We start from the raw sequence: 20,365 nt of genomic DNA, 5'->3' as shown, positions 1-20,365 counted from the left end.
CAGCCGCTGCCCGTTGGCGCGTGACCTTTCGCTACCTTTGGCAGCGGAAAGCACCGTGTTGCCGCAAGCTCATAGTCAGCATCTTACGAACTAACCGCAACAAAAACAGGGCCTTCTTCCGCGCATCGTTCGCGGAGGAAGGCCCTGGCTGGTTTTGGCGTCGAGCTGCTTATACCGGGAAGGTGGTGAGCGTACGGGGCTGGCCGTCGGCGTCGTAGAGGTAGCTGAGTGGCTCGCGCGGGTTCTGCAGGATGTCGCGCAGGCTGATCTGCCAGGGCAGCCAGAGCTCTTCCAGAGTCTGGGCGTAGGCCATGGTGTCCCAGGGGCTGAACACGGAGCCGGTCACGTCGTCGAGGAAGGTATCCATCACCAGCACCGTGTCGTCGGGCTTGACGGGGCGCGGGAAGAACTCGGGAATGGCGCTGAGCAGGTAGGCGCCATAGTACACGCGCGCTTTGAACTCGGCCAGCTGCACCGGATGCAGGGGGCGGCTGAGGGCGTCATCGTACACGCGCTGCATCACGTGGCGCAGCATGTCGTTGTCGAGCAGGCAGCCGATGACGACCACGCGGCCCAGGCGGACGCTGAACACCATGGTAGCCAGGTCGTCCTCGTAGGCAAAGGCGGGCTCATCGGGGCCGAGGTCGACGTTGAGGATGAACAGGGAGCCGGGCTGGAAATCGTCGAACTCCATGGGCACGCGCAGGGCCTGCAACACCTGGAAAAACGAGCGGAAGCGGCTGAACAGGGTGCGGTTTTCGGCCAGCGGGTAGCGCGGCTTGATCAGCGGCTCCTGCTCCCGGGCCAGCTCGTTGACGAAGATGCCGTAGAACATCTTGCCCAGCCACAAAAACAGCGTCTGCTCGTCCAGCTCCCGTAGGCCGGCGGGGTCGGCGGCGGTGGCAGCCTCGATGCGGGCCTCCAGCCGGTCGACGTGCTCGTGGTGGCAGCGCGGGCAGCACGGAATCGTCAGCTCCCGGAAGGTGGTGCTGCTCTGGTCGAGCAGGCGTATTTCCTTGTCGGCCAGCTGGTAGCGCTGCGTCAGCCAGGGGGCGAATACCGGCACGTTGTCGCGGGCCGGGTCGACGGCGGTGCCGCACAAAAAGCACACCGGGGCTACCAGCTGCATGCGGGCGAAGGGGTCGTAGAGCGTGAGGTCGGGCGAGGAAGAAGCGGCCATAAGGTGCAAAAATACGCTGCCCGCCGCAGCCGAACAGTACGTTCGGTGCGGCGGGCAGCGTATAACCGGCGGCCGGGCCGCGGGTTTTGGACTTAGCGCGAAAGCGAGGAGCCGAGCTTGATGAGCAGCTTGCCGAGCTGGGCCAGCGGCGGACCGTAGCCGGCGGAAGCTTCGTCGGCCACTTTGCCGGTTTCGGCGCCCAGCGTGGCCAGGGTTTCGGCCACGGCGTGCGGGTCGGCGTCGGAGCTGGTGAGCTGCTCGCGCAGGTGCTGCAGCTCCTTGATGATTTTGGCCAGGCCAGGCTTTTCGCTGGCGCGCAGCACTTCGGCCCACCGGTCAATTTCGGTCAGCCCGTACTGGTTGGCCTGGGTGGGCGCCCCGTCGCTGAGCAGGGCCAGCGTGTCGTCGATGAGGGCCGAGTGCTGGCCGTCAGTGACTTCCAGCGGAACCTGAAAATCGGGTGTGTGAGCGGGGGTGGGCGTTAGCGAATCCATGGCGAGAGGTTGTGAAAAGTCAGGCGAACAAGCGCGGGAGCTGCTTGCGTATACTTGGGCTGATTCCAAAAAGTTGAGGTCGGCGGCCCCGGTCGGTACCACGGTGGTGCGCGGCGGAGCCACCCACTCGCTTTGCTGCCCCATGCTGCACGTTTTTCAGCCTACTGCTTTTTCCGATCCGGCCCGGCAGCACCTCTTCGAAGCCGTCCGCGAGGCGCTGCGCGGCGGCCTGCCCGCCGACGCCCCGGCGCTGCTGGCCGGCCCGCTGCCGCTGCCCGACGGCCGCGTGGTCGATGCCGTATTGGTGCGCCCGCACAGCCTTACGCTGCTGCTGCTGCACCCCGGCGCGGGCGGCGAGCTGCGCATTCCTTCCTTCACCGAGCAGCCCTGGTCGTTGGCCGGCCTGCCCGTTGTACTGCCCGGCGGCGCCCTCAACCCCTACCAAGCCTTCGCGCAGCTGAGCCCCGACGTGCTGGCCTTGCTGGAGCCGTTGCTGCCGCCGGAAGCGGTGAATTCGCGCTTCGTGACGGGCCTATGGCTGACCGACGGCCCGCTGCGCTTCGGGCCCGACGTGGAAGCCAGCATGGCGGCCGCGCCCGAAGCCCGGCAGCTGCAGCTGCTACCCGAGCTGGCCCGCCTGCCCCGCCGCCTGGCCCAGCTGGCCACACCCGAAATCGAGCTGACGGCGGCCGACATTCAGCACCTGGCCACGGCTTTGCCCGCCGTGCTAGCCGGCCCGGCGCCCGCGCTTGCGGCCACCGAGGAGGAACCGGAGGCTACGCTGGGCTCGGTGGTGCACAACACGGCCCGGCAGCTCTGGCGCTGGCTCGGAGCCGAAGACGTGGACGAACTGCCGCCCGACTCCTACGCCCTGGCCGCCCGCAGCGAAGACCAGAAACACGAGCTGGAAGAGCAGCAGGCCGCTTTGCAGCGCCAGCTTACCGAGCAGCTCCAGGCCATCGAGGCCCGCGAAGCGGCCCGCGAGCAAAGCATGGCCCAGTTGCGCGCCGAGCTAACCCAGGCCCAGCAGCAGGCCGCCCCCAACGCGGCCGAGCTGCAAGCTCGCTTAGCGGCCGAAAGCCAAGCCAAAGCTGCCGAGGATGCCCGCCTGCAGGCCGCCCAGGCCGAGTGGCAGCGCCGCAACCAGGACCTCGACGCGAAAATCAACGCGCTGGAGCAGCTGATTCAGCGGCTGCAGGCGCCTGTGGCGGCGGCTTCGGCAGCGAGTCCGCCCGCTTCCTCAGTGGCGCCGGTCCGGACTGCGGAACCATTAGCTCCGGCCAAGCCGGCTCCGGCCGCCACCGCGGCAACAACTGCGGAAGCGGCGGCACCGCCCGTCAAAACACCGCCAGCCCCGGCGCCGGCCGCGGTGCCGCCCGCCAGTCCGGCACCGGCTACTGACGCTGCCGCCCCTTCCTTACCGCTGGGGGAGCGGCTGCGCGGCGGGCTGCAATGGGCGCGGGAAAAAGCGCAGCCGCTGCTCGGGCCGCTGCGGCAGCGCATGCCCGGCCCCGACCACTGGCTGTGGCTGGCGCTGGGTGGCGTGCTGGGCCTGGGCCTGATGCTGTGGCTGGGCACGCAGGTTTTCCAGGGTCCGCCGCCGGAGCCTTACCAGGCTGATGGCCGCTGGGGCTTTGCCCGGCGCGGCGAGCCGGTGGTACCGGCGCAGTACGCCTCGGTGCAGCCGTTTCAGGACGAGCGGGCGGTGGTGGAGCGCGACGGGGCCTTCGGAGCAGTGAATGCCGAGGGCCAGGAAGTGGTGCCGCCAGCCTACGACGCCATGAACAGCTACGCCGGGGGCTACGCCCGCGTACGCATAGGCGACCTGTACACCTTCGTCGACGCGGACGGGCGCGAGTTCAGCCACTACTTCTACAACGCCTACGACTTCGCCGAGGGCTACGCGCCGGTGCTCGACCAGCGCGGCTGGTTTTACATCAGCGGCCCCGAGGCCGGCGTGCCCGCGCACCCGCGGCTGTTTCAGGAAGCCTACCCGTTTCGCGATGGGCTGGCCCGCGTGCGCAAGAATGGCACCTACACCTTCATCAGCCCGGCCCAGCTAAGCGACACGACGCAAAGCAGCGCCCCCTTCGGCCGCTACGAGCAGGCCACGGATTTTGCCGACGGCCGGGCGCGGGTGCAGCAGAACGGCCGCCGCTTCGTCATCGACAGCGACGGGGAGGAAGTGGCCGAATAGCGCGGCGGCTGGGGGCTCGTGGTCAGTCGCCGTGCTTGCGGCCGTGCTTTTTGCCGAATTGCTTCCACCACTTCTTGAGCTGGCCCGGCGGTACGCGGCGCGTCGGCACGGCGTAGGCAGCTCGTATGGCCGGGCTAGCGGCGGGGGCGGCCAGCGCCCAGCTGCCGTTGGCCTGCTGCTGGCTTGCGACGGGGTTGCCGCGCAGGTCGCAGCCCTGGCCTTCGGCCAGCTGGGTGCGGCCCCCATCGGGGCGAAGCACGAAGCCCTCGGGCGTGACGGTGCGGCCGTTGGGCAGGTGCACTTCCTGGGTGAGCGGGCGCAGCTGTCCGTGCCGCAAGAGGTAGGTGGAGCCGTTGCGGCGCAGAAAGCCGTCGTCGGCCTGGGCCTGGACGCTGCTGAGGCTTAAGCTGAGCAATAAGGCCGTCAGCAGGCAGGAAAGAAAAGCGGGCATTGGCAATGATGAGGTGGCCGGTGGCGGGACCGGGGTTGTACGCAGCGCTCCGCCGGGCCGTTGGGGCTTGGGTTACCTTCGGCGGCGGGCGAGTATTAAGGGGCAGCTAATCCACCAAAACAACCGACAACCATGAAAATGACCTTCAAGACCCTGCTGGCCGTAGCCGCTTTTGCCGCCTTCGCTACCACTTCGTGCAGCGAAAAAACCGGTGAGCACGCCGAAGCTACCGCTGAAAGCGCCACCAACGACGCCGCCGCCAACGTAGATGCCGCCGGCAACGCCGTAGAAAATGCCACCGACAAGGCTGCCGCCGAAATGAAGGAAGGCGCCAACGAAATGGCTACCCCCGAGAAGGGCGACACGGCTGTGGTGGTAGAAAAAACGACCACCAAAGTGGTGGAAGAAACCCCGAAGCAGTAGTTCCGGGTCCGGTTCGGACTCACTGAAAGGCTCGCTCCTGACGCAGGAGCGGGCTTTTTTCGTTAGGCGGGCACCGGCAGAACGGGCGGCTGGGCGGCGGTCAGCTCCATCAGCACGTCGTAGTAAGGGCGGCCCATCATGCGGGCGCGCAGCCAGGCGTAGAAGCTCATGGCCTGCAGGTCTTCGCGCTCCAGGGGCAGGAAGCGCGGCATTTCGGCCACGCGGGCCGCGAAGGCCGGACGGCTGGCGGCGGCGGGGTCGTCGAGGATGTCGCGCACCAGGGCCAGGTAGCTGAGCACGTAGCGGTAGGCGCCGCCGTCGGGTCCGAACCGGTCGCGCACGAGGCGCTCCACGGCGCGCAGGCGGTGGGTGGCTACGTCGGGGTTGCCCATTTCCAGCTGGGTCAGCAGCTCGCCCAGATTTTTATTGAGCAGCCACTCCACGCCCATGGTTTCCTCGCACCAGTGGTCGGAGCGGCCGATGGTGAGCAGAGTATGAGCCGTGCGCTGGTACTGGCCCTCGGCGAAGTAGTGGAAGCCCAGGCCGAGGCGGGCCGTGAGCTGGTCGCGCGGGGTGAGGGCGTGGGTGCGCAGCAGCTCTTCCACCAGCTGAATGCTCTCGGCGTTGCGGCGCAGGAAGGCTAGGTTGGCGGCCAGCAGGAAGATGTAGCGCGGGTAAAACTCGTTGTAGTGGCTGCGCGGGCCGCTTTCGATGAGGCCGCGCAGCTGCTGCAACGACTCCACCGACTCGGGGAAACGGCGGTTGCGGTACTGCGCGTGGGCAATCATGTAGAGCAGGCCGAGCTGGTACTCGCGGTGGGCGGGCTGGAAGCCGTGGCGCTTTTCCATCAGGTGGTAGCAGCGCCGCACGAAGGGCTCGAAGGAGGCGAAGTCGCGGCGCACCAGCATGGCCGAGCGGGCAATGGAGAGCAGACGGTAGAGCAGCGAGGGGCGGCGGCCGAAAGCGTCCTGCAGGTCGTACTCGCGCAGGATGTCCTGCATGATCTGGTCGAAGGCCACCACGCCGCCGGAGCGGCCCTGGGTGCGGGCCTGGCGCAGGCGGGCGCGCATCAGGCTGTAGGCAATGGCGGCGCGCTCCTCCTCCTCGGCGGCGGGCTTGTTGCGGTTGCGGCGCCGGATGATTTCCTCCAGCGGCTCGGCGTGCTCCCCGTGGGCGTGCTCGATCTGCAGGTTATACACCGTGTTGAGCAGCTCGTACTGCTCGTTCTGGCTGGCCAGCTTCTCGGCCTTGCGCAGGGTGGCCCAGGCCAGGCGCGGAATGCCCGCGTCGAAGAGGTACTGGGCCAGGCTGAGCTGCCCGCGCACGGTGCTGGCGGCCGTCAAGTCCTGGTCGCGCTGCTTCAGGAGCAGGAAATCGGTGACTTGCCGCAGCAGGCGCTTGCGCAGGGCGTAGTAGGCGGTGGCGTTGGGCTCGGCGGGCGGGTAGAGCTGGGCCAGCAGCTCGGCGGTGCTGTATTCCTGCTTGTGCCAGAGGAGCTCGCAGAGCTGCGCGTCTTTGCGGCCCTTCTCTTTGCGGCGCTGGCGCTGCAGGAAGCGTAGGAATTCCTTCCGGTCGTCGGGCGAGAAGGTGGCGAGGGTGGTGCGTAAGTCGTCCATGACACTGCCAAACTACGGCATTGTGGCCGATGGAATGCAAGCCGGAAGAAAAAAGCTGATGTCCCTGACCCCACATATAAATGTGGCTAATACAACGCCATTAGCGCAAACCTGCTCTGTTCGTAAAGTCAGATAATGGGCCATTTCGGCGCCCGTCGCCGCAGTGCCGCCACCTAGCTTGCCGACGTTATTTCTCCCCTCCCCCTATGCGTACCCTTCTTCCCCTCGCCTTGCTGCTCGGCCTTCCCCTGTTTGCCAGCGCCCAATCCAGCCCCGATTCTCTCGCCACCGCTGCCGCTGCGCCGCTGGCCCTCGATACGACAGCCCACGCCCGGCCCGTTGCCGCGACCCAGTTGCCTCTCGACTCGGTGACGGCCCTGATGACCGCGCCCGACACCGCTCTGGCTTTGCTGCAGCCATTATCGGCCCCGGAGCGGTACGCGCTGGGCCGTGCCAACGCCAAACACGACTATCATCCGCCCAAGGGCACCTTCTGGATTGGGATGGGTACCGGCTTCGTGGCGCCTACCCTGCTGTTGCCAGCGCCCTTCCCGCTCGGGCTGGTGGGCAGTGCCGGCAGCGCCGTCGCCATAGGCATGGTGAAGCCCAAGCCCGAGCGCCTGCAGGCCAGTGCCCAGCGGCCCGCACTACTGCGCGACGCGGATTATCAAAAAGGCTATGCCCACCAGGCCCGCAACAAGAAGCTGGGCCGGACCATGGCCGGCTGGGGCGTCGGTACCGCTTTGTGGGTTGGCGCATTGGTCATCACGTTGGCCGCGCTGCTCAGCGGTGGCTTCAGCTAAACCAGCTGCGGGTGATGAGCAGGCAACAGCGGGCAGCAACTTCTAGCTCGACCGTGCCGTACACCGGCTACATTCTTTCTCACCCCAAAACACCACACCAATCATGGACCTGAACAACAATAACATCGACGACTCGACCGAACTGCGCGCCCGCAGCAACTGGAACGAAATCAAGGGCCAGGCCAAGCAGAAGTGGGGCCAGCTCACCGACGACGACCTGACCTACGAGGAAGGCCGCCAGGACGAGTGGTTCGGCCGCCTGCAGGAGCGCACCGGCGAAGCTGTCGACGACATCAAGAACTGGTTCCGCCGCACGTTCTAAGCCGGCCCCGTCATTACTGATGACCTATCGAAACGCCCCGTAGCCCGTGCTGCGGGGCGTTTTTTTCATCCGGCGCAGTGTGTCCTGCCCCCTCGACGCGTATATTCCTCCGGCTATCCGGTTTCTCATGCGCATCAATTCCGCCGAGCTATACACTCTGGGCAACAAAGCTCTGTTTAAGCTCCCGAAAACTGCCTTTTTCTGCTCGCGCGACTACCCCGCGGCCATCGAGCGGCAGACGTTTCTGTGGGCGATGGAGCAGCGCTACCGCGGGCACTGCATCCTCTCAGGCTTTCACTCGCGCCTGGAGCAGGCCGTGCTGCGCTACCTGCTGCAGGGCCACTGGCAGCCGGTGATTTACGCCCTGGGGCGGGGCATTCAGCCCGGCACGCGCTTCGAGTACGAGGCCGACATTACGGCCGGCCGGCTGCTGTTCGTCACGCCCTTCGAGCCCGGGGTTCAGTCCGTCACGCAGGATACGGCCGACATTCGCAACCTGCTCATCGCCGATCTGGCTGACCAGTTTTTCATTCCCTACCTCTCGCCCGGCGGCAACCTGGAGCGCCTGCTGCGCATCGAAACTATCCGTGCCAAACCCATTCTGACGCTTGATCTGCCCGAGAACCAGCCGCTGCTGGCCCTGGGCGCTCAGCTGTATCGGCCCGGCGGCGTGCTTGGCCACGCCCCGCGCGCGGCTCAGCCATAAAGGCCGCGGCTTGCGTATGCCGAAGGTTCCAACCTAGCATCTTCCTTCCATGGCAACGCTTTCTTCTTCCATTCCGGCGCATCTGCCGACTTCCCCCTCCGAGGGCATCCGGGCGCTGGCGCGCTTCGGCTTCGCGGCCAAGGGCGTGGTCTACGGCATTCTGGGTGCGCTGGCCGTCATGGCCGCCACCAATATCGACGGCGGCCGCACCGCCGACAAGCAGCAGGTGTTGCAAACCATTCAGAACATGCCCCTGGGCCGCTGGCTGCTGGGCCTGGTAGCCTTCGGGCTGGCCGGCTACGTGGTGTGGCGCTTCGTGCAGGCCATCCGCGACACCGAGGGCAAGGGTAATGGCGCCAAGGGCATTGCCACCCGCCTCGGCTACGCAGGCTCGGCCCTGGGCTACGCGGCCCTGGCCTTCGTAGCCGGCAAGGCGGCCTTCGAAAACACCACGGCCGGCGCCGGCGGGGACGGCGACACCCGCCAGACCTTCGTGGCCACGCTGCTGGCCCAGCCCTACGGGCAGTGGCTGGTAGGCGCCATCGGGTTGTTCGTCATCGGGGTGGGCGTGTACCAGCTGGTTCGGGCCTATTCGGGCTCGTTTGCCAAGCACGTCAACCACAGCCAGCTGCCGGCCGCCCAGCAGCGCCTCGTGTACCGCGTGGGCCAGCTCGGCTACACGGCCCGGGGCGTGGTGTGGGGCATTCTGGGCTATTTCCTGGTGCAGGCCGCTCGCCACGCCAACGCCAACGAAGCCGAAGGCACCGAGGGCGCGTTTGATTTCCTGGCCTCCATCGGCCGGGCCCCGCTGCTCATCGTGGCGCTGGGCCTGGTGGCCTATGGGCTCTACATGCTGGTGCGGGCCAAGTACCCGATTTTGCGCGGGGTGTAGGCCCGGCCGGCGTGCCTAAGCAGAAACGCCCCGGTGCCTTAGCGGCGCCGGGGCGTTTCTGCTTAGGCACGCCGGCTTCACTGCACGATGTGTTCACGGATGAGCGTCCAGGTCTGCGCCGGCCGGTTCAGCGCCCGGATGCGCCGCCGCACCAGCCCGTAGCGCGGGGCCCAGTAGTAGGTTACCGTGGCCCCGTCTTCCGACTGGTCGCGCAGGTTCGTGGCCTGCACCACGTCCGCGTAGTGGCGGGCGCCCAGCGGCAGCGGTTGGGGGTGGCGGTACAGGTATAGGCCCGCTCCGTTTCGGATGATGACCGGCTGCCCGGCCGGCAGCGGGTATTCCAGCACGTAGCCCGTCGTGGCCGGGTCACCGCCCGACGCGCCCCCGCCCACCTGGCGGCTGCGCATCAACCGCGCGCACCCCTCCGGGTTGGCCAGAGTAGGAAAGCAAGGTGCATCAGTTCCGTAGCGGAAAAGAAGTCCGCTACGGAACTGTGCTGAACTTGCACCTCTAGCCCTTCGCGATAGTCGATAATTTTACCTCGTTCAGTTGTTGCTCCGATGCCGGTGTTCAGCCGGGTGACCCAGGCGCTGTCCAGCGCTTGGGTGGCCGAGTCCTGATAGACCCAGTAAGTACCTTCCTCGAAGCGCACCAGCGCCTTGAAATCGGCTGGCAGCAAGGCCGTGTGCGGCTCCTCCTCTTTGCGGCACTGCACGACCAGCAGCCCCAGCAGCACCAGGGAAAAAACGGGTCGTTTCAGTGCGTAAAGCCCCGACTGGTATTTCGGCACGGAGTCAATTATCAGAGCTTGGTACTGCTTAGGAAGTTGCCAGTACATCCTCGCCCACGTAGTCGCGCAGGTAGTCGTAGCGCGGGGTCAGCTGGCCGCCGCGGGCAATGGTGGCCCGCTCGATGATGCCGTCCGGGTCGGGGCCGAAGAGGTGGGGAAACACGTTGTCGATGAGCTGGCGGCCGAAGTCCCGCGAGGCATTGCGCGGCAGCTCGCAGGGCAGGTTGTCGACGGCCATGACGGTCAGGTTCAGCGGGTGCGAATACGCCGCTTCCAGCTCCCCGGTGCGCGGGTTGTAGTCGAAGGCCGGATCGGGGATGCTGGTGCTGCGCTTGGTGACGGGGATGCTGCCGTCGATGTCGCAGGTCACGTCGGCAATGGTGTTGATGCGGAAGTTGGGCCGGCGCGTGTCGTCCTCGGTGAAGAGCCGGGGCGCCTTCGGGTCCCAGTAGGCGCAAGCAATGAGCAGGTCGGTCACCGGCAGGTACCGGTCGAACGTCGAGAGGTACTCCTCCGGGTGATGATGGAAGTTGGGCGTGTCCCACACGCGGCCGTCCTTGCGGGCATTGTAGTCGGAGGAGCGCAGCTGGGTGTACACCGGCTCCGTGAAGTCGTGGTAGAGGTAGTCGTACACGCTCACCCGCCGGATGCCCATCTTGTCGAGCACCTGAATGGCACCCTGGGCCACGCGGCCCGAGCCCGTCACGGCCATCTTGATGGGCGGCAGGGCCTTCACCTTGAAGTATTCTTCCTGCATGTCGTCGAGGTCGGTGCAGAGGTAGGCGGGCTTGAGCTGGAACAGGCCGTGCTTGCGGCCGTAGGTGAGCAGGCCGTTGTAGGCGCCCACCACCCCGGCCCAGTAGCCGAAGGCCACGATGCGCTCCTCGCGGGCGTTGGTCAGCACCTCGTAGTCGATGAGCGTGATGTTCTTCTGGAGCACGGCGCGCAGCAGCTTGCGGTTGGCCGGCTGCTTTTTAATGGTGTGCGAGAAGAACATGTAGGTCTTGTTCGGCACGAGCTGCTCCACGGGTACTTCCTTCACCCCGAGCAGGATGTCGCAGTCGGCCACGTCGGGCTGCACCCGGATGCCCAGGTCGCGGTATTCCTGGTCGGCGTAGCTGCGGATGTCGCTGCTCTGCACCACCACCTGTACCTGCGGCCAGGTCTGCTGCACTTCCGCGCACTTTTTGGGGGTGAGCGGCACGCGCCGGTCGACGGGGATTTTGCCTTCGCGGATCAGGCCAAGCTTGAGCGTATTCATGGGGAATGCAGAGTCGGTAGGGAACGGCAAACTTAGGATTTTTGGCCGGAGCGGCCGGCGCGCCCGGGGCCGGCCGGCCGAAAAACCCGGGCCCGTCCGCTTCGTTCGCCGCCGCCACTTTTTTGCCCGCGGAATGGTTTAAGCATGAAGCCTTTTCGGCCTACCTTTGTCGGGGCCGTCACCCACGGCCCCTTTTCCCCGCCAACCATCCGTTTCCCATATGAAGTTGTCCTTCAAGCCCGCCGACGTGTTTGTTGACCGCCACAACGGTCCCGACGCTGCGGCCGTGGCCGAGATGCTGCGCACCATCGGCGTAGAGTCGGTCGACCAGCTCATCAACGAAACCGTGCCCGCCCGCATCCGCCTGAAGCACGAGCTGAACCTGCCTGCCGCCCTCACCGAGCGGCAGTTTTTGCATCGGTTCAAGCAGATTGCCGGCCAGAACAAGGTGTTCCGCTCCTTTATCGGCCTCGGGTACCACGACACGCAGCTGCCCCCGGTAATTCTGCGCAACATTATGGAAAACCCCGGCTGGTACACGGCTTACACGCCCTACCAGGCCGAAATTGCCCAGGGCCGCCTCGAAGCCCTGATCAACTACCAGACCATGGTCATCGACCTGACGGGCCTGGAAATTGCCAACGCCAGCCTGCTCGACGAGGGCACCGCCGCCGCCGAGGCCCTGCACATGTTCCACGGCCTCACGAAGAAGAAAAACGCCACCAAGTTCTTCGTCTCCGAGCAGGTGCTGCCCCAGACCATCGACGTGCTGCGCACCCGCGCCACGCCGCTGGGCATCGAGCTCATCATCGGTGACCACCGCACGGCCGACCTCGCCGACGAGGCCCTGTTCGGCGCCATCGTGCAGTACCCCGCCGCCGACGGCGAGGTGTTCGACTACACCGACTTCATCTCGCAGGCCCACGACCACGGCATCATGGTAGCCGTAGCCGCCGATCTGCTGGCCCTCACCCTGCTCACGCCCCCCGGCGAAATGGGCGCCGACGCGGTGGTGGGCAACTCGCAGCGCTTCGGGGTACCGCTGGGCTACGGCGGCCCGCACGCCGGCTTCCTGGCCACCAAGGACGCCTTCAAGCGCGTGATTCCCGGCCGCATCATCGGCCAGAGCGTCGACGCGGCCGGCAACAAGGCCTACCGCATGGCCCTGCAGACCCGCGAGCAGCACATCCGCCGCGAAAAGGCTACATCCAACATCTGCACCGCGCAGGTGCTGCTGTCGGTCATTGCCGGCATGTACGCCGTGTACCACGGCCCGCAGCGCCTCACCCAGATTGCCTCGAACGTGCACCTGCTCACCCGCCAGCTGTCCACCGGCCTGCAGGAGCTGGGCCTCTCGCTGAGTGCCGAACACTACTTCGATACGGTGAGCCTCGCGCTGGAAAGCGCCGAGCTGAGCCAGGCGCTGAAGACGGAGCTGGAAGCCAACGGCATCAACCTGCGCTACTTTGGCGAGAGCAGCGTGGGCATCTCGCTGCACGAAAAAGCCGAAGTGGAAGACGTGGCCGACATCCTGCGCGCCTTCGCCAAGGTGCTGGGCAAGCCCGCCCCGGCCGCGGCCGAGCTGGTAGAGGCCCCGGCCGATCTGGAGCTGAACTGGCCCCAGTCGCTGATTCGCACCTCGGAGTTCCTCACGCACCCGGTGTTCAACACGCACCACGCCGAGCACGAGCTGCTGCGCTACATGAAGCAGCTGGAAAACAAGGACCTGAGCCTGGCGCACTCCATGATTTCGCTGGGCTCCTGCACCATGAAGCTCAACGCCACCGCCGAGATGATTCCGGTGACCTGGCCCGAAATCGGCCAGCTCCACCCCTTCGCCCCGCGTGAGCAGGCCCAGGGCTACGCCGAAATCTTCAAAGACCTGGAAGCCTGGCTGTGCGAGGTTACCGGCTTCGACGCGGTGAGCCTGCAGCCCAACTCGGGTGCCCAGGGCGAATACGCCGGTCTGCTGGTGATTAAGGCCTACCACGAAGCCCGCGGCGACCATCACCGCAACGTGGCCCTGATTCCGGCCTCGGCCCACGGCACCAACCCCGCCTCGGCGGCCATGTGCGGCATGAATATCGTGGTGGTGAAGAGCACCGAGCAGGGCGAAATCGACCTGGACGACCTCAAGGAAAAAGCCGAAAAGCACTCGGCTAACCTGTCGTGCCTGATGGTGACCTACCCGAGCACGCACGGCGTGTACGAGGAAAGCATCATCGACATCTGCAACCTGATTCACGAGCACGGCGGCCGCGTGTACATGGACGGCGCCAACATGAACGCCCAGGTGGGCCTGACTTCGCCCGCCAACATCGGCGCCGACGTGTGCCACCTGAACCTGCACAAAACCTTCTGTATCCCCCACGGCGGCGGCGGCCCCGGCGTGGGCCCCATCGGCGTCGTGGCCGATCTGGCCCCCTACCTGCCCGGCCACGTGGTGGTGGATGCCGACGGCCGCTCGGGCGGCGCCGTGTCGGCCGCGCCCTGGGGCTCGGCCAGCATCTTGCCCATCAGCTACGCCTACATTGCCATGATGGGCGGCGAAGGGCTGAAAGCGGCCACGCAGACGGCCATCCTGAACGCCAACTACCTCAAGGCCCGCCTGGAGGAGCACTACCCGGTGCTCTACACCGGCGCCCAGGGCCGGGTGGCCCACGAGATGATCCTGGAGTGCCGCCACTTCAAAAAGGCCGGCATCGAGGTGGAAGACATTGCCAAGCGCCTGATGGACTACGGTTTCCACGCGCCCACCGTATCGTTCCCGGTAGCGGGCACGCTGATGGTGGAGCCCACCGAATCGGAAGGCAAGGAGGAGCTGGACCGCTTCTGCGAGGCCATGATCAAGATCCGCCAGGAAATCCGCGAGGTGGAGGAAGGCCGCGCCGATGCCAAGGACAACCCGCTGAAGCACGCCCCGCACACCGCCGCCGTGCTGCTCGACGCGGAGTGGACGCGCCCCTACTCGCGCGAGCAAGCCGCCTACCCGACAGATTTTGCCCGCCGCTACAAATTCTGGCCCTCCGTATCGCGCATCGACTCGGCCTTTGGCGACCGGAACCTGATCTGTGCCTGCACGCCCATCGAGGCCTACGCCGACCAGGAAGAGCACCTCGTGCCCACCGACAAAGGCCCGTCGTACTAACGGCGCGGCGCTGAGCAATCGGCCCAAAGCAACGGCCCGGAACCAGCTGGTTCCGGGCCGTTGTGGTTTTAGGCGTCGGGGTGGTGGCAGGCGGTGGCGGCTACTTGCCCTTGAAGCAGGTTCGGTACATGTAGCCGGTTTCGGTTTTGCCCGCGTTGGTGGCGCGCACTTTCACGAAGTACTGGTCGACGGTGTCCATCACCTGCACTTCGGTGCCCGAGGTAATGGCCATGAGCTGGGTCGATTCCTTTTTCATGCCGTCGTAGAGCGGGCAGTCCACCACGGTATTGCGGGCCACCGGGGTGTTGTTGCTGCGGTTGGATGCGCTGTCGTCTTTGGCAGCGCTGCAGGCGGCCAAGCCGAGCAAGGCCAGAAAAAGTAGAGTTTTGGGCATAGGGGGTGGATTGTTTCGGGAATGTAGCGAAATGCCGCAGCTCTTGCGCTTTTATTTTCTCCCTACCGCAACCGTTCCCGCCTCAGGGGGCGGTGCTCAGGCAAGCCCGGTACATGTAGCCCGACAGCACCTTGCCCTTTTTGCTGAACTGCGCATACACGAAGTAGGCGTTGTTGGCCGAGTCGGTTACCTGCACCTGCGCCCCCGCCGGCACGATGGAGAGCATGGGCGACTGGGTGCTGGGGCGGGTATACAGGCAGCAGGCGGTGCCGGTGGTGCGGTCGGCGGCCTTCTGCGCAAGCGGCGGAATCTGGGCCGTGGCTGCGGGCTGCTGCGCGAGCAGCAGGCGCGTAAGTAGTAGCAATAGCATAGGGCGGGAAGGCAGAGCGGGAATAGGACCTCTAATCTGCCAAAAAACTGCATTTAATCAAAATAAAATTGGGCCGAAATTTTCCATCACTCTGGCCGGAATCCAACAATCCGGGAACGGCCGGCGCGGGCCTGACGTTAACAGAATAGCCACCAGAAACCAGCTTGTCGACGCCGGCAAAGCGGTTTTCGGGCTTTCCTAACTCGTCTTATCATGCAACGCTTCCCTCACTTGTTTTCCCGCCCCCTCGCGCTGGCCGCCATCGGCCTGGCGCTGCTGCTGGGCTCGGCCGGCTGCGCCACGGTGCCCCGCGTGGGCGTCACCTCCGACTTCGACCACGCCGTCAACTTCCGCGCTTACAAAACCTGGGCCTGGTACCCCGAGCAGCCCGCTGACGCCGAAGGCGGACCCGCCAAGGGCTACAACTCCTTTTTCGACCAGCGCATGCGCCGCTCGGTGGAAGCCGAAATGGTGCGCAAAGGCCTGACCAAGGCCGATAAGAACCCTGACGTGTACGTAGCCTACTCCGCCCGCGTGGAGGACAAGCAGCGCGCCGCCAACCCCGGCTACTACGGCCCCTACGGTTACCCCTACTGGGGCTACTACGGCCTCGGCCGCTCCTACCAGACGGTGCAGGACTACAAAGCCGGTAACGTCATCATCGACATCGTGGACGCCAAGCGCAAGGAGCTGGTGTGGCGCGGCTACGGCCAGAGCCAGGTCGACCAGCAGACGCTGTCGGAGCAGGAGGTGAACCGCCTCGTCACCGGCGTGCTCGGCGACTTTCCGCCCACCGACAACACCGCCCGCCGCTAAGCGACGCAACGTTTTGCCCCGCAAAAGCCTCATCGGATTCCGATGGGGCTTTTTGTTTTATTCCCGGTTTGATGATTCGACGCGCTATTTCCCTGGCTTTACCCCTGCTGGCGGCGGCCCTCAGCGGCTGCAACGCCCTGTACGCCGGCCTGGTAATGGGTATGCACGACACGCCGCCCCACACGCCCGCCCGCTTGGCCGCCGACGTAGCCCGCTACCAGGTGCCGGCCAGCCAGGTGGCGGTACTCGACACCAGCTACCTGCGCTTCGTGCGGCAACAGGCGCGGGATGCGCGCACCTACGAGGCGGCCAAAAACCACGGCCAGCTGCTGCAACTGCTCTATTTTGACGACGCCGGGCAGCTCGTGTCGTTTCACATCAACTGCTACGCCCCGCCCAAGCTGCCCAGCCTGAACCTCAACTGGAACCCCGGCGGCCGACTCAACACCTTTCCGCCCGCCTCGCAGGTGGCACCCGACCAGCTGCTATCGTTTGCGCAGCTGCTCACGTTTCTGCGCACGCCCGCGGGGCAGCCGCTGGCGCCGGAGCAGTTTGCGGTGGCGCCGGGCAGCTACCGCGTGGTGGTATTCTGGAGCCATACCATGGGCCGTCAGACGCGCATCCTGCTGCGCGAGCTGGCCCAGAACCTGCAGCGCGTGCCGCCCGGCCAGCCCGCTCCGGCGGTGCTCTACGTCAACAACGACGCCTACCTCGGCCTGCTCGACTAAACACGCAGGGCCCGGCTTCACTGCTGAAACCGGGCCCTGGGGCAATGCTAAACGCGGCTGGCGGCCTAAATCGGCACGTTCACATGCCGCTCGGCGTGGTAGGAGCTGCGCACCAGCGGGCCGCTCTCCACGTACTTCAGGCCGCGGCGCAGGCCTTCTTCCTTGTAGTGCGCGAAGAGGTCGGGGTGAATGAACTCGGCCACTTCGATGTGACGCTTGGTGGGCTGCAGGTACTGGCCCAGCGTGAGGATGTCGAGGCCGTTGACAACCAGGTCGTCCATGGCCTGGTACACTTCTTCCTTGGTCTCGCCCAGGCCCAGCATGATGCCCGACTTGGTGCGGCGGCCGGCTTCCTTGGTGCGGCGGATCTGCTCCAGGCTGCGGTCGTACTTGGCCTGCGGGCGCACGAGGCGGTAGAGGCTGCCCACCGTTTCCATGTTGTGCGACACCACTTCCTGCCCGCCGGCAATCATCGTGTCGAGCGCGGCCCAGTTGGCCTTCACGTCCGGAATCAGCGTTTCGATGGTCGTGGCGGGCGACAGCAGCTTGGTCTGCACCACCGTTTCGTACCACACGCCGGCGCCGCGGTCCTTCAGCTCATCGCGGTTCACGGAGGTGATGACGGCGTGCTTCACGCCCATCAGCTTGATGGCTTCGGCCACGCGGCGGGGCTCGTCGAGGTCGTACTCGGTGGGGCGGCCGGTAGCCACCGCGCAAAACGAGCAGGAGCGCGTGCAGATGTTGCCCAGGATCATGAAGGTGGCCGTGCCGGCGCCCCAACACTCGCCCATGTTCGGGCAGTTGCCCGACTCGCAGATGGTGTGCAGTTTATGTTCGTCCACCAGCTTGCGCACGTTGGCGTAAGCCTGGCCCACGGGCAGCTTCACGCGCAGCCAGTCGGGCTTGCGGGGCTTGGCCGGCGCCTGAGCAGCTTCAGGCTGAATGACGGGTAAGGTCAGGAGAGTATCCATCCTACAAAGGTAAGCGGTAGCGGGTTGCGGCGCAGCACCGAATTGCCGGCCGTGCCCGGTAAACAGCGCAGCCCGCCTGTGAGTTGCAAACCCACCCGCCGGGCCCGAAAAAGCCCGTCGCCGGCCGACCTTGCGGGTCCGGCCGGCGACGGGCTTATGTGGTAACATGGCTTTTACTTGCGCGAGCCGATGTAGAGCGTCACGTACACCGAGTTGAAGAGGTTGTTGTTGAGCCGGCTTTCCGGCACCCCGGTTACCTCCATCGTCACCAAGCGCTTGGTATACGCCTCGATCAGGAAGCCTGCTTCGATACCCGCCACGGCGTCGCGGTAGCGGCCGTACTCAAAGTTGAGGGCTCCGCGCAGGTGTGCGCCCACGTTGGGCTTCACGTTGCCGATGCCCGAGAAAATGGGGGCCCGGTCATAAATCTTGTTGACCTCGTAGTGCTTGACGGGGTCGTACTGCTCGGCCCGGATGTCTTCGCGCGGGTTGGGGTTGCTCTGCGGATCGGGCTTGGGCGTGTAGTCGTAGTAGATGTAGTAGGGCAGCAGCAGCCCGATGGACGGCCCGGCCCCGAACATGGCATCCACTTCCACGCCCGACTCGGCCGCTTTGCGGAACAGGGTGCGCTGCAAGCCCACGGTGGGGCGCAGGGCGAAGAGGTAGTTGGTCTTGCCCTGCACATACACGCCCCCAATGTTGTTCTGCACGCGCTGCTCCTTACGGCTTTTCACCTCCACGCCTTCGAGCAGCCAAAAGCGGGCCCAGTCGTCGTTGAGACGCCGGGTCGAGCGCACGGCCACCCCGCCGATCAGGCCGGCGTTGGTGTTCAGGTTGATGCCATAGGTAAATTCCTTCTCGTAGCTCGGCGCGTCCTGGGCCTCCTGGGCCTGGGCGGCAGATGCGGCCAGCAGCGCGGCCGGGAGCAGGATAGCGGAGTATAAAAACGGGCGCACGGCAGCAGAGGCGGGCAGGAAGGAAAACAAACGCGCGGCCGCCCACCCGGGGCCAGCCACTCCGAAAGTACGTAAATTTGAGCGCATCCGTCTGTAGTTTTTCTGAATTTATGAGCACTGCCACCGCCCGGTACGCCGGCCAGCTGCGCACCGACGCTACCCACGTAGCCTCGGGCACCACCATTCACACCGACGCCCCGGTCGACAACCACGGCCGCGGCGAGGCGTTTTCGCCCACCGACCTGGTCAGCGCGGCCCTGGGCTCGTGCATGATGACCATTATGGGCATCGTGGCGGAGCGCCAGGGGCTGGACCTGCGCGGCGTGACGTGGAGCGTCACCAAGCACATGGCGGCCGAGCCGCGGCGCATCGCCGAAATCGAGCTGGCATTCCGGATGCCCGCCTCGCTTTCCGACAAAGAGCGGTCCACGCTGGAAAACGCGGCCCGCACCTGCCCGGTGGCTCTCAGCCTAAACCCGGAAATCCGGCAATCGGTTCAGTTCTCCTACGAGGGCTAAAGCGCTTCGTTACAGTTGAGTTGCGCCTCTTCGGAGCGGCCTTTATACAGAACGTCATTCCGAGCGAAGTCGAGGAATCTCGCGTGCTGACGTCCGGTAGTAATTTCCTCGTTGAACGAGAAGAATACTATCAGACCAAACACGCGAGATTCCTCGACTTCGCTCGGAATGACGTTCTTTTTTCGCCGTAAGGACGTTTGCAAGTATCGTCCTACAGTTCGCTTACGCGGCTACCTTTTTCTTCACCTCGCCGAGCTGAATGCTCATGTGCGAGGCGTCGTAGCTGCACTGACCGTCCTGAATCAGCAGCAGCTGGGGCGACTGGTGCTGCACGCCAAACTGCTCGGCAATCTGGTTGGACACGGGGCGGTAGCGCAGCAGGTCGAGGTAATAAACCTTCACTTCGGCAAGGCCGGCATCGGACCACTGGCGCTCCAGGCGGCTTTTGGCCATGGCGCTGATGGAGCAGCTGGTGCTGTGCTTGAAAATAACGACGGGGTGCTCAGCCGATTCGCGCACGATATCGGCGAGTTGTTCGGGCTGGGTCAGGGGAGTCCACTGCATCACTCGGATTCTTTGGGTTGTTTTTTGGGCTTACGCGTGGTAATCATCTTTTGGTCGCTTACCCGGGGCGTGCCCGTATTATCGAAGCGGTAACGGTTGCTGCCCTCCGGCAGGTTCCGCTCGGGCGTTTCGCCGGGGCGCAGGTCACGCTTGTCGACGGCCAGGTGCGACTGGCGCAGGTCTTCGGGCGCCTGGTACTTGCGGGCCGCTTTCAGCGACTTGCGGGCGGCGCGCTTCTGCGATACAAACTCGGTTTGGGCGGCGGCGGGCAGGGCGCTCAGGCCCCAGAGCAGCAGTCCGGCAACGGTAATACGAATCAGCATACGGGGGACAACAACGGATGGGAGGAATAGTGCATTTTAGCTATACGCACCGCAGGCAAGTAAGGACAAATCAGCGAATTAGAACGGCAACGTGATACCCAGGAAGCGGCGCTGGCCGATTTTCTTCTTGAGCTTGCGGCGGTTCATCTTGGGCTTTTTGAGCAGGCCGTTCTTGTCGTAGCTGTTCTTCTGCACTTTGGCCGGCTCGGCCGCCGCGTCGGTGCTGGAGCCGTCGGCGGCTTCGGTGGCGTCGGGGTCTTTTTTCTTGGACTTTTTCACTTTCACCACCGGCCCCTTGGGGTTTGGAATGCGGTAGGGGTGAAACAGGCGGCACCCGCTCAGCGCGGGGCCGGCCAGCACCGCCAGCACCAGCAGCAGCCAGCTCAGCCGGCGCAGACGCAGAATCTCACTCACAGGGGCAGCGGGGTAAATCGTGGTAGTC

General features: G+C 65.5%; 24 protein-coding genes. 10 read left to right on the top strand and 14 right to left on the bottom strand.

Going from position 1 to position 20,365, the window contains the following annotated elements:
• Positions 1 to 169: 169 nt before the first annotated feature.
• A complete protein-coding gene (locus FDY95_RS08545) occupies positions 170 to 1,180 on the bottom strand; it encodes a hypothetical protein (RefSeq protein WP_138076721.1) in 1,011 nt (336 codons plus the stop codon).
• A 92-nt stretch (positions 1,181 to 1,272) separates the two neighbouring features.
• Positions 1,273 to 1,674: a hypothetical protein gene (locus tag FDY95_RS08540; protein WP_138076719.1), complete on the bottom strand. Its 402-nt coding sequence runs from the start codon at positions 1,672 to 1,674 to the stop codon at positions 1,273 to 1,275.
• A 142-nt stretch (positions 1,675 to 1,816) separates the two neighbouring features.
• Between FDY95_RS08540 and FDY95_RS08535 the strand changes: the two genes are divergently transcribed.
• Positions 1,817 to 3,871, top strand: a complete 2,055-nt coding sequence (locus tag FDY95_RS08535; RefSeq protein ID WP_138076716.1) for a WG repeat-containing protein — start codon at positions 1,817 to 1,819, stop codon at positions 3,869 to 3,871.
• Between the two features lie 22 nt (positions 3,872 to 3,893).
• Here the strand turns inward: FDY95_RS08535 and FDY95_RS08530 are convergent, their stop codons facing one another.
• Entirely contained in the window at positions 3,894 to 4,322 is a 429-nt protein-coding gene (locus FDY95_RS08530) for a DUF6799 domain-containing protein (protein ID WP_138076714.1), read from the bottom strand.
• A gap of 132 nt (positions 4,323 to 4,454) precedes the next feature.
• Between FDY95_RS08530 and FDY95_RS08525 the strand changes: the two genes are divergently transcribed.
• Positions 4,455 to 4,745 carry a hypothetical protein gene (locus FDY95_RS08525; RefSeq protein WP_212744874.1) on the top strand — a complete coding sequence of 97 codons (291 nt, stop codon included), beginning with the start codon at positions 4,455 to 4,457 and terminating at the stop codon, positions 4,743 to 4,745.
• A 62-nt stretch (positions 4,746 to 4,807) separates the two neighbouring features.
• On the opposite strand, the gene FDY95_RS08520 is transcribed toward FDY95_RS08525, so the two are convergent.
• Positions 4,808 to 6,361, bottom strand: a complete 1,554-nt coding sequence (locus FDY95_RS08520; protein WP_138076711.1) for a hypothetical protein — start codon at positions 6,359 to 6,361, stop codon at positions 4,808 to 4,810.
• Between the two features lie 206 nt (positions 6,362 to 6,567).
• Here FDY95_RS08520 and FDY95_RS08515 point away from each other — a divergent pair, with 206 nt between their 5' ends.
• The 4 genes from FDY95_RS08515 to FDY95_RS08500 all read left to right on the top strand — a co-directional run bounded on the left by FDY95_RS08515 (position 6,568) and on the right by FDY95_RS08500 (position 9,084).
• Positions 6,568 to 7,164: a hypothetical protein gene (locus FDY95_RS08515; RefSeq protein WP_138076708.1), complete on the top strand. Its 597-nt coding sequence runs from the start codon at positions 6,568 to 6,570 to the stop codon at positions 7,162 to 7,164.
• A 103-nt stretch (positions 7,165 to 7,267) separates the two neighbouring features.
• Entirely contained in the window at positions 7,268 to 7,486 is a 219-nt protein-coding gene (locus tag FDY95_RS08510; protein WP_138076705.1) for a CsbD family protein, read from the top strand.
• A gap of 127 nt (positions 7,487 to 7,613) precedes the next feature.
• The gene (locus FDY95_RS08505) at positions 7,614 to 8,192 is read left to right on the top strand and encodes a DNA-binding protein (protein WP_138076703.1); all 579 of its coding nucleotides are present in this window, start codon (positions 7,614 to 7,616) and stop codon (positions 8,190 to 8,192) included.
• A gap of 49 nt (positions 8,193 to 8,241) precedes the next feature.
• Positions 8,242 to 9,084, top strand: a complete 843-nt coding sequence (locus tag FDY95_RS08500) for a DUF1206 domain-containing protein (RefSeq protein WP_138076701.1) — start codon at positions 8,242 to 8,244, stop codon at positions 9,082 to 9,084.
• Positions 9,085 to 9,161: 77 nt separating this feature from the next.
• Here FDY95_RS08500 and FDY95_RS08495 read toward each other — a convergent pair whose 3' ends face one another.
• From FDY95_RS08495 to FDY95_RS08485, 3 genes are read right to left on the bottom strand one after another with little or no spacing between them, the layout of a single operon-like run.
• Entirely contained in the window at positions 9,162 to 9,491 is a 330-nt protein-coding gene (locus FDY95_RS08495) for a hypothetical protein (protein WP_138076699.1), read from the bottom strand.
• Positions 9,491 to 9,874, bottom strand: a complete 384-nt coding sequence (locus FDY95_RS08490; protein ID WP_138076696.1) for a hypothetical protein — start codon at positions 9,872 to 9,874, stop codon at positions 9,491 to 9,493. Before FDY95_RS08490 ends, FDY95_RS08495 begins: the two co-directional genes overlap by 1 nt.
• Positions 9,875 to 9,902: 28 nt before the next feature.
• Positions 9,903 to 11,135, bottom strand: coding sequence for an NAD(P)-dependent oxidoreductase (locus FDY95_RS08485; protein WP_138076693.1), 1,233 nt, complete (start codon positions 11,133 to 11,135; stop codon positions 9,903 to 9,905).
• A gap of 220 nt (positions 11,136 to 11,355) precedes the next feature.
• Here FDY95_RS08485 and gcvP point away from each other — a divergent pair, with 220 nt between their 5' ends.
• Positions 11,356 to 14,283, top strand: a complete 2,928-nt coding sequence (gene gcvP, locus FDY95_RS08480; RefSeq protein ID WP_138076691.1) for an aminomethyl-transferring glycine dehydrogenase — start codon at positions 11,356 to 11,358, stop codon at positions 14,281 to 14,283.
• Between the two features lie 100 nt (positions 14,284 to 14,383).
• Here gcvP and FDY95_RS08475 read toward each other — a convergent pair whose 3' ends face one another.
• Both FDY95_RS08475 and FDY95_RS08470 read right to left on the bottom strand, forming a co-directional pair.
• Positions 14,384 to 14,677 carry a hypothetical protein gene (locus tag FDY95_RS08475; RefSeq protein WP_138076688.1) on the bottom strand — a complete coding sequence of 98 codons (294 nt, stop codon included), beginning with the start codon at positions 14,675 to 14,677 and terminating at the stop codon, positions 14,384 to 14,386.
• An 82-nt stretch (positions 14,678 to 14,759) separates the two neighbouring features.
• Positions 14,760 to 15,047 (bottom strand): SH3 domain-containing protein, encoded by a 288-nt coding sequence (locus tag FDY95_RS08470; protein ID WP_138076685.1) that lies wholly within the window; start codon positions 15,045 to 15,047, stop codon positions 14,760 to 14,762.
• A 213-nt stretch (positions 15,048 to 15,260) separates the two neighbouring features.
• On the opposite strand from FDY95_RS08470, the gene FDY95_RS08465 reads away from it, so the two are divergent.
• Positions 15,261 to 15,863: a DUF4136 domain-containing protein gene (locus tag FDY95_RS08465; protein WP_138076682.1), complete on the top strand. Its 603-nt coding sequence runs from the start codon at positions 15,261 to 15,263 to the stop codon at positions 15,861 to 15,863.
• 71 nt (positions 15,864 to 15,934) lie between these two features.
• Positions 15,935 to 16,591 (top strand): hypothetical protein, encoded by a 657-nt coding sequence (locus tag FDY95_RS08460; RefSeq protein ID WP_138076679.1) that lies wholly within the window; start codon positions 15,935 to 15,937, stop codon positions 16,589 to 16,591.
• Between the two features lie 65 nt (positions 16,592 to 16,656).
• On the opposite strand, the gene lipA is transcribed toward FDY95_RS08460, so the two are convergent.
• On the bottom strand, positions 16,657 to 17,562 hold the full coding sequence (lipA, locus tag FDY95_RS08455) for a lipoyl synthase (RefSeq protein WP_138076676.1): 906 nt from the start codon (positions 17,560 to 17,562) through the stop codon (positions 16,657 to 16,659).
• A 173-nt stretch (positions 17,563 to 17,735) separates the two neighbouring features.
• Positions 17,736 to 18,518 (bottom strand): hypothetical protein, encoded by a 783-nt coding sequence (locus FDY95_RS08450; RefSeq protein WP_138076673.1) that lies wholly within the window; start codon positions 18,516 to 18,518, stop codon positions 17,736 to 17,738.
• Positions 18,519 to 18,628: 110 nt separating this feature from the next.
• Between FDY95_RS08450 and FDY95_RS08445 the strand changes: the two genes are divergently transcribed.
• Entirely contained in the window at positions 18,629 to 19,036 is a 408-nt protein-coding gene (locus tag FDY95_RS08445) for an OsmC family protein (protein WP_138076670.1), read from the top strand.
• Between the two features lie 222 nt (positions 19,037 to 19,258).
• On the opposite strand, the gene ytxJ is transcribed toward FDY95_RS08445, so the two are convergent.
• From ytxJ to FDY95_RS08430, 3 genes are all read right to left on the bottom strand, one after another.
• Entirely contained in the window at positions 19,259 to 19,600 is a 342-nt protein-coding gene (ytxJ, locus tag FDY95_RS08440; RefSeq protein WP_138076667.1) for a bacillithiol system redox-active protein YtxJ, read from the bottom strand.
• Positions 19,600 to 19,923 (bottom strand): hypothetical protein, encoded by a 324-nt coding sequence (locus tag FDY95_RS08435; protein WP_138076664.1) that lies wholly within the window; start codon positions 19,921 to 19,923, stop codon positions 19,600 to 19,602. Before FDY95_RS08435 ends, ytxJ begins: the two co-directional genes overlap by 1 nt.
• 78 nt (positions 19,924 to 20,001) lie before the next feature.
• Positions 20,002 to 20,337 carry a hypothetical protein gene (locus FDY95_RS08430; RefSeq protein ID WP_138076662.1) on the bottom strand — a complete coding sequence of 112 codons (336 nt, stop codon included), beginning with the start codon at positions 20,335 to 20,337 and terminating at the stop codon, positions 20,002 to 20,004.
• Positions 20,338 to 20,365 lie beyond the last annotated feature (28 nt).

The sequence above is a fragment of the Hymenobacter jeollabukensis genome (assembly GCF_005771675.1).
GTDB classification, from domain to species: Bacteria; Bacteroidota; Bacteroidia; order Cytophagales; family Hymenobacteraceae; genus Solirubrum; species Solirubrum jeollabukense.
This window is presented reverse-complemented; position numbering and strand designations above follow the sequence as displayed.